The organism is Paracoccus stylophorae (genome assembly GCF_028553765.1).
GTDB classification, from domain to species: domain Bacteria; phylum Pseudomonadota; class Alphaproteobacteria; order Rhodobacterales; family Rhodobacteraceae; genus Paracoccus; species Paracoccus stylophorae.
The window spans coordinates 2,178,359-2,191,894 of the sequence record NZ_CP067134.1; the positions used below are offsets into that span (position 1 = coordinate 2,178,359).

Annotated in this window: 12 protein-coding genes; 1 reads left to right on the forward strand and 11 read right to left on the reverse strand. The window is 66.6% G+C overall.

Annotated elements, in window-relative coordinates:
* Positions 1–24: 24 nt before the first annotated feature.
* The 4 genes from pgl to JHW45_RS10680 are packed head-to-tail and all read right to left on the reverse strand — an operon-like array spanning position 25 to position 3,943.
* On the reverse strand, positions 25–696 hold the full coding sequence (gene pgl / locus JHW45_RS10665; protein WP_272860599.1) for a 6-phosphogluconolactonase: 672 nt from the start codon (positions 694–696) through the stop codon (positions 25–27).
* Between the two features lie 2 nt (positions 697–698).
* Positions 699–2,150 carry a glucose-6-phosphate dehydrogenase gene (zwf, locus tag JHW45_RS10670; protein WP_272857681.1) on the reverse strand — a complete coding sequence of 484 codons (1,452 nt, stop codon included), beginning with the start codon at positions 2,148–2,150 and terminating at the stop codon, positions 699–701.
* 60 nt (positions 2,151–2,210) lie between these two features.
* Positions 2,211–2,750 carry an RSP_2648 family PIN domain-containing protein gene (locus tag JHW45_RS10675; protein ID WP_272857682.1) on the reverse strand — a complete coding sequence of 180 codons (540 nt, stop codon included), beginning with the start codon at positions 2,748–2,750 and terminating at the stop codon, positions 2,211–2,213.
* Positions 2,747–3,943, reverse strand: coding sequence for an RSP_2647 family RNA methyltransferase (locus tag JHW45_RS10680; RefSeq protein WP_272857683.1), 1,197 nt, complete (start codon positions 3,941–3,943; stop codon positions 2,747–2,749). The genes JHW45_RS10675 and JHW45_RS10680 overlap by 4 nt, the downstream gene beginning before the upstream one ends.
* Positions 3,944–4,082: 139 nt before the next feature.
* Here JHW45_RS10680 and edd point away from each other — a divergent pair, with 139 nt between their 5' ends.
* Positions 4,083–5,885, forward strand: coding sequence for a phosphogluconate dehydratase (gene edd / locus JHW45_RS10685; RefSeq protein ID WP_272857684.1), 1,803 nt, complete (start codon positions 4,083–4,085; stop codon positions 5,883–5,885).
* A 36-nt stretch (positions 5,886–5,921) separates the two neighbouring features.
* On the opposite strand, the gene JHW45_RS10690 is transcribed toward edd, so the two are convergent.
* From JHW45_RS10690 to JHW45_RS10720, 7 genes are all read right to left on the reverse strand, one after another.
* Positions 5,922–6,389 (reverse strand): arsenate-mycothiol transferase ArsC, encoded by a 468-nt coding sequence (locus JHW45_RS10690; protein ID WP_272857685.1) that lies wholly within the window; start codon positions 6,387–6,389, stop codon positions 5,922–5,924.
* A gap of 4 nt (positions 6,390–6,393) precedes the next feature.
* Entirely contained in the window at positions 6,394–6,876 is a 483-nt protein-coding gene (locus JHW45_RS10695; protein WP_272857686.1) for a UPF0262 family protein, read from the reverse strand.
* Positions 6,873–8,186 (reverse strand): histidinol dehydrogenase, encoded by a 1,314-nt coding sequence (gene hisD / locus JHW45_RS10700; RefSeq protein WP_272857687.1) that lies wholly within the window; start codon positions 8,184–8,186, stop codon positions 6,873–6,875. Before hisD ends, JHW45_RS10695 begins: the two co-directional genes overlap by 4 nt.
* A 434-nt stretch (positions 8,187–8,620) precedes the next feature.
* Positions 8,621–8,830, reverse strand: a complete 210-nt coding sequence (locus JHW45_RS10705; RefSeq protein ID WP_272857688.1) for a hypothetical protein — start codon at positions 8,828–8,830, stop codon at positions 8,621–8,623.
* A 309-nt stretch (positions 8,831–9,139) separates the two neighbouring features.
* A complete protein-coding gene (locus JHW45_RS10710; protein ID WP_272857689.1) occupies positions 9,140–9,943 on the reverse strand; it encodes a hypothetical protein in 804 nt (267 codons plus the stop codon).
* Between the two features lie 904 nt (positions 9,944–10,847).
* Complete coding sequence (locus tag JHW45_RS10715; protein ID WP_272857690.1) at positions 10,848–11,198, reverse strand: phage tail protein; 351 nt, start codon at positions 11,196–11,198, stop codon at positions 10,848–10,850.
* Positions 11,199–11,201: 3 nt separating this feature from the next.
* Entirely contained in the window at positions 11,202–13,529 is a 2,328-nt protein-coding gene (locus tag JHW45_RS10720) for a tape measure protein (protein ID WP_272857691.1), read from the reverse strand.
* Between the last annotated feature and the right edge of the window lie 7 nt (positions 13,530–13,536).

Here is a 13,536-nt window from a genome sequence, read left to right on the forward strand (position 1 = left end):
GCCCGTCCTTTCGTGCCGCCCATGTCATTCCGCCCAGTGAACGGTGGCCTCATCCAGAAACGCCCGGATCGGCGCCTCGATCGGGTCCATCTTCTGTGCGCGTTCCAGCGCCTCGCGCTTTTCGGGACCCATGATCAGCAAATGGATGTGAATGGCGTTCGACAGGACCGGACGGGTCAGCGTGATGCGCGGCTCGGCCGCGCCCTCGGCCCGCACCGCCATCACCGGCGGCGCGCCTGGCGACAACGCCTCGGCCAGATGATCGGCGCCGGGAAACAGGCTGGCGGTGTGCATGTCGTTGCCCATGCCCAGCAGCACCGCCGTGATCGGCAGATGCGGCTTCAGCGCCTCGGCCAGCGCCTCGGTCGCGTCCTCGGGCCGCGGATCGCCGGTATAAAGATCGATATACTGCGCCGCCGCCGCCCGGTCCTTCAGCAGGTGCCGGCGCAGCAGCCGGCTGTTCGACCGCTTGTGATCGCCATCGACCCAGCGTTCGTCGCCCAGAAACACCGTCACCCGGTCCCAGTCGATATCGGAACCGCTGAGCGTGTCGAACACCTGCACCGGCGAGGTGCCCCCCGGCACGCACAGGCTGCCCTGTTCGTTGCTGCGCAGATGCTGCGCCAGTTGCGAGGCCAGCCTGTCGGCCAGCGACAGCGCCAGCATGTCCCGGTCGGGATATTCCACGAAATTCATGCTCATGCCCTGATCTCCCTCCAGCGTCGGTTGTCGCGATGCATCAGACGCAGCGCTTCTTCGGGGCCGGACGATCCCGCGTCATACGGTTCCGGCCGGCGCTTGCTGTCTTCCCAGCTGTCGATGATCGGGTCGGTCCACGCCCAGGCCGCCTCGACCTCGTCACCGCGCATGAACAGCGTCTGGTTGCCGCGGATCACATCCATGATCAGTCGTTCATAGGCATCCGGCATGTCCTGCCCCTCGGCTCCCAGCGCGTCGGCGAAGGACATGTCCAGCGGCACCTGCACCAGCCGCATCCCGCCCGGCCCCGGTTCCTTGATCATCACCTTCAGGTTCATACCCTCGTTGGGTTGCAGCCGGATGACAAGTTCGTTGGCCTTGGGCGCGCCGGTATCGTCGAAGATCGAATGCGGCGGTTCCTTGAAGGTGATGGCGATCTCGCTGGTGCGGGCGCGCAGCCGCTTGCCGGTGCGCAGATAGAACGGCGTCCCCTGCCAGCGCCAGTTCGAGATGCGCACCTTCATCGCGATATAGCTTTCGGTCCGCGAATCGGGATCGCCCACATCGTCCAGATAGCTGCCTGCCCCATCGTCGCCTTCATACTGGCCGCGCACGATGTCGGCCGGCTCGACCGGTTCCAGCGCGCGGATCACCTTCAGCTTTTCGTCGCGCACGGCGTCGGGGTCGAAATGATAGGGCGGCTCCATCGCGATCAGGCACAAAAGCTGCATCATGTGGTTCTGCACCATGTCCCGGATCGCGCCCGACTTGTCGTAATAGCTGCCGCGCCCGACGACACCCACCGTCTCGGCCACGGTGATCTGGACGTGATCGACATATTGCGCGTTCCACAGCGGCTCGAACAGGATATTGGCAAAGCGCACCGCCATCAGGTTCTGGACCGTTTCCTTGCCCAGGTAATGGTCGATGCGATAGACCTGATCCTCGTCGAAATGCTGCGCCAGCGTCTGGTTCAGCGCGCGCGCGCTGGCCAGATCGCGACCGAAGGGCTTTTCCACCACGATGCGGCTGTCGCCATGGGCCATGCCGTGGCTGGCCAGACGTTCGGCAAGATCGCCGAACAGCGACGGCGCGACCGAGAAATAGAAGGCGTGGATCGCATCCGCGCGCATCCGTCCCGCCAACTCCTTCCAGCCGCCCTGCCCGGTGGCGTCGATGGCGACATAGCCCAGCAGTTTCAGAAACTGCACCAGCCTTGGGTCGTTCTTCTTCACGCCCGCATGTTCCACGATGGCGGCCGCGACCGCGTCGCGGAACTGCGCGTCGTCCTGCTGCGTGCGCGCCGCGCCGATGATCTGCGACGTTTCCGGGATCTGCCCCGCGACAAAGCGCCGGAACAGCCCGGGCAGGATCTTGCGATGGGCCAGATCGCCCGTCGCGCCGAATATCACCAGGTCGAAATCGTCGACCGGAATGACCCGCGAGACCATGCTGTCCTCCTTGTGACCGGCATCCGACATATCTCTTGTTAGCGTTAACAGCAATCTGCTTCAACCTTTCAGCAACCGCGCCAGCCGCGGCAGACGGCTGCGTTTCAGCATGTCGCGCAGATCCATGTCTGCACCCAGCCGCGCGGCCTTGTCATGCGCCTTCTGCACCGCCAGCCGCACCGCCGCAGGGTGATCGGCGTGAAGGGCCAGAAGAAACGTATCCGGGTGGATGGCGCGCAGCCCCAGCGGCATCATCAGGGCGCGGGGGAAATCCCGCAGATTGGCGGTGACGATATGGGACGCGCGCCCCGCAAGCGCGGCTTCGATCACGTGGCGGTCGGCGGGGTCGGGAAGATCCAGGTCGATGACCCGGTGGCCATCGTCCGGCATCGCGGCGTCCGGGAACCGCAGGCGCAGCAGCGCGATCTCGGCCCCCGCGACCGCATCCTGATCCGGCCCCAGCCAGGAGGCGGCGTGCCGCCATTCGGCCAGAATGCGCGCCGACCACAGCGGCACGAACGATCCCGCCTCGGCCGCGTCGACCAGGATCTCTCGCAGGATGGTCGGGAACAGGACATTGGCGTCCAGAACCGCCCTCATCCGTCCAGCCGGAAGAACAGCGCCTTCAAATAGCCGGTTTCGGCCAATTGCGGCAGCGTCGGATGATCGGGCCCGGCCTGCCCGGTATGGATCAGCACGCCGCGCCGCCCGCCCCGGCCGATGCCGCGCGCGCTGACATTGCGGAACTGCGTCAGATCGACGGCATGCGAACAGCTGCACAGCACCAGATACCCGCCCGGCGCGACCAGCGGGGCGGCCAGTTTCGCGATCCGTTCATAGGCGCGCAGCCCCGCGTCCAGCGCCTGTTTCGAGGGCGCGAAGGCCGGCGGATCGCAAACCACCAGATCAAAGCGGCGACCCTCGGCCGCCAGCCCGTCCATCGCCTTGAACGCGTCGGATTGCAGGATGTCCAGCCGGTCGGCTACCCCCATCGCATGCGCCCCGCCCAGCGCCAGTTCCAGCGCCGGGCCGCTGCCGTCCACGCAGGTCGCGCGCGCAGCCCCGGCGGCCAGCGCAGCCAGCCCGAAGCCGCCCACATGGCTGAACACGTCCAGCACATCGGCCCCGGTCGCAAGCCGCTGCGCGAAGGCGTGATTCGGGCGCTGGTCAAGGAACAGCCCGGTCTTCTGCCCGCCCATCAGATCGGCTAGATAGGTGGCGCCGTTCATCGCGACCGGGATCGGACCGGTGGGCGCGGTGCCGCGCAGGATCGCGGTGCGTTCCTCCAGCCCTTCCAGCGACCGCGCCCGGCCCTGCCCGTTCAGAACCACGGTCGACACGCCCGTCACCTCGGCCAGCGCCTCGGCGATCTGGTCGGCCATCGCGTCGGCCCATGCGGCGTTCGGCTGGATGACGGCCGCGTCCCCGAAACGGTCGATCACCAGGCCGGGCAGGCCGTCGGCCTCGGCGTGGACCAGCCGATAGAACGGCGCGGAATACAGACGCGCGCGCATCGACAAGGCGCGCGACAGTCGGGCGCGCAGCCAGTCGCCGTCGATGGTGACGCCCGCATCGCCGTCCATCACCCGCGCCACGATGCGCGAATTCGGGTTGACCGTCACCAGCGCCAGCGGCCGACGATCGGAGTCTTCCAGCACGGCAAAACCGCCCGCCGGCAGGTTGCGGGTCCGCCGGTCCAGCACCGCCTCGTCGGCGAAGACCCACGGGAACCCGTGGCGGATCGCCTGGGGCCTGGATTTGGGGCGCAGGCGGATGACGGGCAAATCGCTCATGTCGGATGATCTCCTTTCCGGGCCGATCTGACACGCGGCCGCCGCCTGCACAAGCACCGGCCCGCCCGCGCCGGCAGGGGATATTGAAGCGTTATCGCTAACGGGATATAGTGGGCGGCAAGCAAACGGAGGCTGCAAGATGACGCTGAACGCCACCATCGACCGGGTGACTGACCGGATCCGCGAACGCTCGGGCACCGCGCGCGACGCCTATCTGCACAAGATCGCCCGCGCGGCCGAGGAGGGACCCCGCCGCGCGCATCTGTCCTGCGGCAATCAGGCCCATGCCTATGCCGCGATGGACGACAAGGAGGACATGGCGACCACCCGCAAGCCCAATATCGGCATCGTCACCGCCTATAACGACATGCTGTCGGCGCATCAGCCTTATGAGAAATTTCCCGACGTGATCCGCCGCGCGGGGCACGCGGCCGGCGCGACGGTGCAGGTTGCCGGCGGCGTTCCCGCCATGTGCGACGGCGTCACCCAGGGTCGGCCGGGGATGGAGTTGTCGCTGTTCTCGCGCGATGTGATCGCGCTGGCGGCGGGCGTCGCGCTGTCGCATGACTGTTTCGATTCGGCGCTGTATCTGGGCGTGTGCGACAAGATCGTGCCCGGTCTGGTCATCGCGGCGGCGACGTTCGGGCATGTTCCGGCGGTGTTCATCCCGGCGGGGCCGATGCCCTCGGGGCTTCCCAACGACGAGAAATCGAAGGTCCGCCAGCAATTCGCCGCCGGAGAGGTCGACCGCGCCACGCTGATGCAGGCCGAGATGGCATCCTATCATTCGCCCGGCACCTGCACCTTCTATGGCACCGCGAACAGCAACCAGATGCTGATGGAGTTCATGGGCCTGCATCTGCCCGGGTCCAGCTTCGTCAATCCCAACACGCCGCTGCGCGAGGCGCTGACCGTCGCCGGCGTCGAACGGGCCGCCGCGATCACCGGGTTGGGCAACGAATATCTGCCTGCCGGGCATGTGCTGGACGAAAGGGCGTTCGTGAACGGCATCGTGGGTCTGATGGCCACGGGCGGGTCGACCAATCTGGTCATGCACCTGCCGGCCATGGCGCGGGCTGCGGGCGTTCTGCTGGATATCGAGGATTTTCACGACATTTCCGAAGCCGTGCCCCTGATGGCGCGGGTCTATCCGAACGGGCTGGCCGACGTGAACCATTTCCACGCCGCAGGCGGGCTGGGATACATGATCGGACAACTGCTTGAGGCGGGTCTGCTGCACGCGGATGTCAAGACCATCAACGGCACCGGTCTGGACGGCTATACCGCCGAACCGAGGCTTGAGGGCGACCGCGTCCGGTGGCAGCAGGGCGCGGCCGAGACGCTGAACGACAGGATCCTGCGCCCGGCCAGCAATCCGTTCGCAAGGACCGGCGGGCTGAAGCAGCTTGACGGCAATCTGGGCCGCGGCGTCATCAAGATCAGCGCCGTGGCCGAGGAACGGCACCGGATCGAGGCGAAGGCGCGCGTTTTCAGCGATCAGGAACAGGTGAAGGCCGCGTTCAAGGCGGGCGAATTCACCGAAGACACCGTGGTGGTCGTCCGGTTCCAGGGGCCGCGCGCCAACGGGATGCCGGAACTGCATTCGCTGACGCCGATGCTGGCCGTGTTGCAGGATCGCGGGCTGAAGGTCGCGCTGCTGACCGACGGGCGCATGTCGGGCGCGTCGGGCAAGGTGCCGGCGGCGATCCACATCTCGCCCGAGGCATCGGTCGGCGGACCGCTGGCGCGGCTGCGCGACGGCGATCTGATTCGCCTGGACGCCACCACCGGCGCCATCGACTGCCTGGCCGAGGATTTCGACAGCCGCACACCGCAGCCATTCGACCCCGCCCCCAGCAGCGAAGGCATGGGCCGCGAGATGTTCGCGTTCTTCCGCAACAACGCGGGCGACGCGACGATGGGCGGGGCCTGCGTCGTGTAGGCTTCTGGCCGCCGCCGCGCGCGCGTTCAGGTGCGGCTAGGTCTGCGGCTCGGTCGGTTCGCCGAAACGCTCGATCATCTTGCTGCGGATCTGGTCGCGCGTCTGGCGATAGACGGCAAGCTTGGCCTCGCGCCCCTCGGCCAGACCCGTGGGGTCCATGATCGGCCAGTATTCGATGTCCAGATGGAACACCCGCGTCAGTTCCAGCGCCAGACGCTGGCTGGCCGGCGACAGGGCGACGATCAGATCGAACCCGCCCAGATCGTCGCCCCAGTCGCGCATCTCCTCGAAGCTGCGGCTGCGGTGGTTTTCCAGCTTCACCCCGATCTCGTCGCAGACGGCGATGGCGAAACCGTCGATCTCCATGTCGTTCTTGACGCCCGCCGACTGCACATAGGCGGTGCGGCCATAGAATTTTTTCATCATCCCTTCGGCCATGGGCGACCGGATCGCGTTGTGATCGCAGCAGAACAGCACCGAATGGGGTATCTTGTCCTGCGCCATCCGGTCAGGCCCGCTGCGGGATCAACGCGCAGACAAGGGTGAACAGGCGCCGCGCGGTGTCGATGTCCAGTTCCGCCTTGCCCTCAAGCCGCTCTTGCAGGGTGCGCGCGCCTTCGTTGTGGATGCCGCGTCGGGCCATGTCGATTGTCTCGATCTGGGCCGGCGGCAGTTTCTTGACCGCGTCGAAATAGCTTTCGCAGATCTGGAAATAATCCTTGACCACCTGCCGGAACGGGCCAAGCGACAGATGGAATTCCGCCACCTTCTCAGCATCCTCGGTGGTCACGTCGAAGACCAGCCTGCCTTCGCGGATGGCCAGGTCCAGCGCGAAGGGGCCGTCGGGCGGCGGCTGGCCGTCGCGGCCGGGCACGGCGAAGACGTTGTCCTCGATCAGGTCGAACACCGCGACGCGGCGTTCCTGTTCCATCTCGGGCGTGGCGGGCGGGATCGCGGAATCGTCGATCTCGATGCGGGTCAGACGGCTCATTCGGTTCCCCTGTCGTTCAACATGGCCAGCCGCGCCTCGACCGAGGCGCCGTGGGCGTGCAATCCTTCGGCCGATGCCAGCCGCACCGCCGCCGGCCCGATCCGGGCCAGCGCCCCCGGCGTCAGCCGCGCAAGCGTCGTGCGCTTGAGAAAATCCAGCACCGATAGCCCGGACGAAAACCGCGCCGACCGCGCCGTCGGCAGGACGTGATTCGGCCCGCTGACATAATCGCCCACCGCCTCGGGCGTGTGCGCGCCAAGAAAGATCGCGCCGGCGTGGACGCATCGTGCCGCCAGCGCCTCGGGGTTCTCGACGCACAGTTCCAGATGTTCGGGCGCGATCCGGTTCGACAGATCCGCCGCCTCGTCCAGATCGCGGGCGACGATGATCGTGCCGTGATCGCGCCAGCTTGCGCCGGCGATCTCCGCGCGCGGCAGCGTCGGCAGCAGCCGGTCGACCGCGCCCGCGACCGCATGGGCCAAGGCCTCGTCGGTGGCGATCAGGATCGACTGCGCATCGGCGTCGTGTTCGGCCTGCGCCAGCAGGTCCAGCGCCAGCCATTCGGGATTCTGCGGCCCTTCGGCGATCACCAGAACCTCGGACGGGCCGGCGATCATGTCGATCCCGACGCGGCCAAAGACCTGTCGCTTGGCCGCCGCGACATAGGCGTTTCCGGGGCCGGTGATCTTGTCCACCGGCGCGATCGTCGCCGTGCCATAGGCCAGCGCGGCGATCGCCTGCGCGCCGCCGACGCGATAGATCTCGTCGATGCCCGACAGTTGCGCCGCCAGCAGGACCAGCGGGCTGACCGCGCCGTCGGGCGTCGGCACGCAGATCACCAGCCGCTCCACCCCCGCGACGCGCGCCGGGATCGCGTTCATCAGCACGCTGGAGGGATAGGCCGCCTGCCCGCCCGGCACGTAAAGCCCCGCAGCCGAGACCGGGGTCCAGCGCCAGCCGAGCGTCGCGCCCTCGGGGTCGGTCCAGCTGACATCCTCGGGCATCTGCCGTGCGTGATAGGCGCGGATCCGTTCCGCGGCCAGGGTCAGGGCGGCGCGATCCTCGGCCGGAACCAGGGCTGTTTGCTCTGCAATCTCGGCGGCCGAAAACCGCAGCCGGTCGGCGGGCAGGTCCAGACGGTCGAAGCGGGCCGTCAACTCGCACAGGGCCGCATCCCCGCGCGCCCGCACATCGGCAATGATCGCCGCCACCGAATCGTTCACATCGGTCGCGCCCTCGCGCTTGGCCGACAGCATCCGGACAAAGCCGGCTTCGAAATCGGGATCGACAGTCTTCAGCGTGATCGGCATGCGGGCCTTCCTTGCAACCCGATCTTGTTAACGGCAAGCCCCGCCCGCCTCAAGCGCGCGCAGCATCGAGCGTGCCGATGAGGTGCAGGACGCGCGTGCAGGGCAAGATCGCGGGGGCTGGATCATGGTGCTGCGAGAGAGGATTGAATTTTCGTTTATCATCGAAAAATCAACGGCTTACAGCAAGTTTTGTAACAGTGGAACCGACCAGAAAATGACCGGATGACGTTGCGTCAACTTGGGCCGACACGGCAAAGAAAAACCCCGAGGGGACGTGACCACCCTCGGGGTTCTTTTCGGATCGCGCCAACCAGGAACGCCGGCCATCCGTGACGGGGTTTTCGCGCCTCAATAACGCCGGGGCACTCGCCGTCTAATCCCCAACACGTTCGCGGCTGTTGGCCCGCCGGGTGTGTCAGCCCGATCTCGTCAGGTCATGCTGCGATCCTCTCGCGCGCCGTCTCCGGCATCAGCCCGATTTCGGCCATCTGTTGGGCGGCGGCTTCCAGCGCGGCCTCGACCAGCGCCGGGTTCGTGACCGGCTTGCCCGCCATCAGGCCGGCAGCTTCGCGCAGCAGGATCGTGCCGGCCAGCATGTCGCGGCGCTCGTCCCATTCGTCTTCGGGTAGATAGGTGTTCGTCACTGTCGCCGTCCTCGTCTTTGGCGTTTTCGATGCCAGATAATCGCATTTTTGCGAATCAGCCGCAAGCCGGAATTGAGGCTGTCAACAGGAAATATGCTGTCGGCTGATCTTGAAAGTAAGTAGTTACTTATCGGCAACACATGGGCAGGGTGCGAGTGAAGAAAAGCCCCGGTCAGCGCAACGCTGCCGGGGGTTTCCTTTGCCGGGCACCACCCCAGCGGACCTACAATGACAAGCGTTCCGAGGAAGAACGATTGACAAGGCGGGTTATACCCCCGGAGCGATTCGGGCGCAAGCGGATAGTGATGATCAGGCGGAGTTCGCAGCGTCTTTTTCTGCCTTGGCGGCTGCGCGCTTCTTACGCATGCGCTGCCGGGCCTGCCCCCTCTTGTGCTGCTTGCGATCCGCGTCACTCATGGGCGACAAATCCATGTAGGCGCGAACATTTCCGCCCTTCTTGGCGGCATACTCGGAACGCGACCTGGCGCTCCGGCCCCTCTTGCCTTCTGGCGTCTGGCGATGCTCCGCGATCTGGTCGATCCGGCGCATGGCGTCGGGGTGCTCCTTGTATTGCTCCTGCACGCGCTTGAACCGCGCGCGGGCTTCGATCACGCGCTTGCCGGCCTCGGTTGTCCGGGGGTCGCCAGCGCCGTGATCCTTGAAAGCCGTGGCGAAGTCCTGCTCCGCGTTGCGAGCGTCGATAAATGCCGCGTCGTAACGGGTTTCGCCGGGCTGGTGGGCCAGGCGGGTGACGGGCTGCGATTCCTCGGCCTCGGCATGAATCCGAAGAAAGTCCATGTCCTCGTCGGTCAGGATGATCGGATCGGATGGCGCGGCAGGCTGGTCAGGCGTGGCCGGTGTCGGGCGCGGATGCGTCTTGGCATCCCATATCCGGCCCTCGGCATCCATCCATTCATCATGCGCAGGCACATAAGCGCGTTCCGGCCCGTCAGGGATCGCGCGCAGCTTGGTAGCAATGTCCGGGTCCAGTTCGGGTGCCGGCGGCTTCACGGGGCCGGCAGGCATTTCGCCGTTGCCGTCAAGGATGTGGTTCAAGACGCCGTGCCAGTAGGCGGCGCTGTCTTGGGGCGCGGGGGTCGTGTGGATGGTCATGGTCGTTCCTCAGAAAAGCAGTCATTGTGGTCGGTCCCTTTGGTGGCGCAGGATTGGTGCCTCCCTGCAACACTCGTGGTATATCAGCAACACTTGCCCGTCAAGCCGAAATTGCCGCCAGAGGCGCTAGAGCCGGCCTTACAGCGCGATCTCGGCCTTGGGATAGGCTGGGGTAGCCGGAATAGACTTGGGGCTGTGCGGGCCTTACAGCGCCGCTGATGGCACGAAAATTGTTTGACCCTCTATTTTGCCCATACAGCGCGTTCTTGGCCTTCTGGTAGGCTTGGGTAGCCGGGGCGGTCAGGATCGCGCTGTGCGGCGCTCTCAGCGGCTCTCAGGGCTATTTGGTGGCTGGTGGGTCCCTACGTGCGCGTGTGCGTGTGCGTGTGCAGGGGTGTGTGTGGGGTGCGGGTGTGGGGTCGGCGGCGGCGCTACCGTGGCGGGGTGCCGATCTGATCGCAGCGGCGCGCCGGAGCGGCGCAGCCGCGACGGTTGGCCGGAGGCGATGTGATCTGACGGGGTGCGTTGCTGGCGGTGCGCCAGCGTCCGACCGGGGGCAGGTCTTGAACAGTTCCCCAGATCAGCCGGAGCGGCGCAGCCGCGACGGTTGACCGGGGACATCTCCATCTTTACGTTTGCGTCACTTTAGCCGTGCCGGAGCGTCCGACCGGAGGGTGATGAAAGATGTTACGCTTTTCTGCCGATACGTTTCTTCTTCTCTTCTTCTTCTCTTCAACTTCTTAAAGAAACAACTCTATATCGGCAGAAAAGCGTAACACCGTATCGGCAGAAAAGCGTAACATATTCCGTTCCGGTCGGGCGGCACCGTATCGGCAGAAAAGCGTAACACCGCTCCGGTGCCGTGGCGGAACGATCAGGTTCCGGTCGGGCCGTGCCGCCCGCGTCACACCTCCGGGCCGAAATACTCTCGGAACGTCGCGGTCACGCGCGCCGGGTGGCCGTCCTCGATATGCCATTCTGCGCAGGTCCACCGCCTCGGCTGGGCCTCGCCGTTCAGGGTGTAGGTGAACGCCCGATACCCGCCCCTTCCGGTCAGGAACGTGTCGATCTGCTGCGCCTCATCCAGCGACAGATACGCCCATTCCAGCCGCACGATCCTGCGAATGTGGTTCAAGCCGCTCGGGCTGGCCTGCCCATAGCCGTCTCCGAACGGCGCTTTCCGCAAGTTGACCTCGGGCGTGATCTGGGTTCCGGCGGACGGGCGCATGGGCGGGGTGAAGGTTGGTGCCGGCATGTCTTATCTCCTTCCTGCCAGCATGGCGCCAGTCCGGTGTTGCCTGACTAATTCGTCGCGCACCAGCCCGCGCATGGCGCGCTCCGTCTCGGCGCTGATCTGCCGGGCAAGGTCTGCGTTGGCCTCGGGGGTGCCGCCGCTGGCGTTCACGTTGATGGTCGGCGACATGGTGATGTTCTGGACGTTCGCAGCGCCGCTGTGCGAGTCGCTGGCGGCCTTCGTGATCTGGCCGGTAGCACCGACTAGGCCACCGGCGGAATAGCCGCGTAGCGCGCTCCTATGCAGCGCCTCAAGGTTGTCCGCTCCGACACGCTTCACAACCTCTTGGGGCATAACATACTCGCCCGCATGGACGATCCCCGCCGGCTCGAATTTGCCGCCCGGCCCGGTGTAGCCGCCTTCGGCAAAACCCGGCGGGGGTGCCAGCAGCGCGCCCAGCGCCGACATGCCGGGCAGGCTGGACGCCACGCGCAGAATCTGGTTCCGAACGATGGCGCGCGCCAGATCGACCAGCGCCCGCTTGAACGTATCGGCGCCATCCGTCGCGGCCATGAACAGATCAGCGGTCGCCTCTGCGCCGTCGCGGGCGTTGTCCTGCAGCCGCCGGATGCGGTCGGCGGCTTCCTCGGCAGCGGCACCGGCTTTGACATAGGTGCCGGCCAGCCCGTCGATCTCGGCTTCCAGTTCGGGCGTGATCGTCTTGCCGGCCTGTTGGGCCGCATGCAGCAATTCCGCCTTGGCGCGGGCGAAGTCCATTGCCTCTGCCAGCTCGCGCTCACCGGATGCAGCGGCGACGATCTCGGCCGTTTCGATCTGTAGCGCCTGCGTGCGCTGCCGGACCTGCTCGACTTCGCGGGCGTAGTCATCGGGCCGGGGCGCAGATCGGCCACCACCGCCGCCACCACCAGAACGCCCGCGTCTGCCACCGCCGCCGCCTGTCGATTTGGGCGGGGCGGCGGGAAAGTCTGCGATGCTGACCGGCGCGGTCGGCGTCGGCTTGGGCGGGGCCTCATAGCCGGTGATGGGCTTGCCGGCATCGCTCATATCGTGAACGACAGTGCCGTCCGGTCGGATGCCGCTGACATACCGGGGCAACGCTGCCGCCTCGGCCCGGATCGCGGCCAGTTCCGCGCGCACCTCGCGCAGCCGGGCGATGGCCTCGGAATTGTCGAACCCAAGTTCGCTGTTGTTCTCGATCTGCGCTTGAAGGTTCTGCACCTCGCGTTCCAGCCCGGCGATCTTCTGTTCGGCCTCGCGCACATCAGGATTCAGAAACTGGCCGCCCTCGGTGATCCCAAGCGCGTCATTCAGGTCCGCGAACCCCTGCGCGTCGGCCAGCGCCCGCAGCCAGGACGAAACCGCGTCCTCTGCGTCGCCGAAGGCGTCGGCGATGCGCTGCACCTCGGCGACAAGGCCGCTGGCGTCGAAGCCATCCACCGCGTCGGCGACCTCGCCAAGCATTCGGGCGAGGGATGCCGATGCGCCGGACGCCTGATCAAAATCACCGGCGGCGCTGACAAGGCTGTTGCCGATCCGGGTCATGGCAGCCGCGACGGTCGATTGCGCGTTCGCGGCCTGTTCGCGCAGATCGGCAGAACCGACCTCGAAGGCGCGGAAGAACGCCGTGCTGGACACCTGCCCGTCATTCACCAGCCGGCGCAGTTCGGCCACGCTGCCGCCCGCCTCTTTCAGCCCGCGCGCCACGGCCTGCGCGATGGTCGGCGTTCCTTCTAAGATGCTGTTGAATTCCTCGGCCCGGACAATGCCACCGCCAAGGGCCTGCGACAGTTGCAGCAACGCCCCGCTGGCGGCGGTCGCGTCGGTGCCGGCCACGCGCAACGCCACCGCAACGCCATCGCTGAATCGGATCAGATCGGCGCTGGACACGCCCAATTCGTTCTGCGCCAGCGCCAGCTTGCTATACAGATCGACCAGCGAGTTGACCGGGGCGCTGTTGCGCTGTGCCGCCTTGAAAAGCTGCTCATAGGTCTCGGCCAGTTCCGCGCCCGCCAGCCCGGCATTGCCCAAGGCGTTGCGCATCGCGGTCGCCTCGTCGGCCAGCCGGCTATATGCGCCGATCTGGCGCGACAGCGCGCTGCCGGCCAGCAGCCCGCCGCCCAGGCGCAGCATGTTCGGCAGGCCGGCGAACGCGCGCTGCATCCGCGCCCCCACGCTATCATAGGCTTGGCCGATCCGCCGGGCGTTGTCGCGGGCGGTGCGCTCCATCTGGCCTGCGGCCCGGCGCTGCGCCTCGTTCGCCTTCTGAAGCCCGCGCTCCAACTTGGTGATGCGGGCCTCGACATCGACCACAAGGCCGGAAAGTTCGCTCATTTTTCGT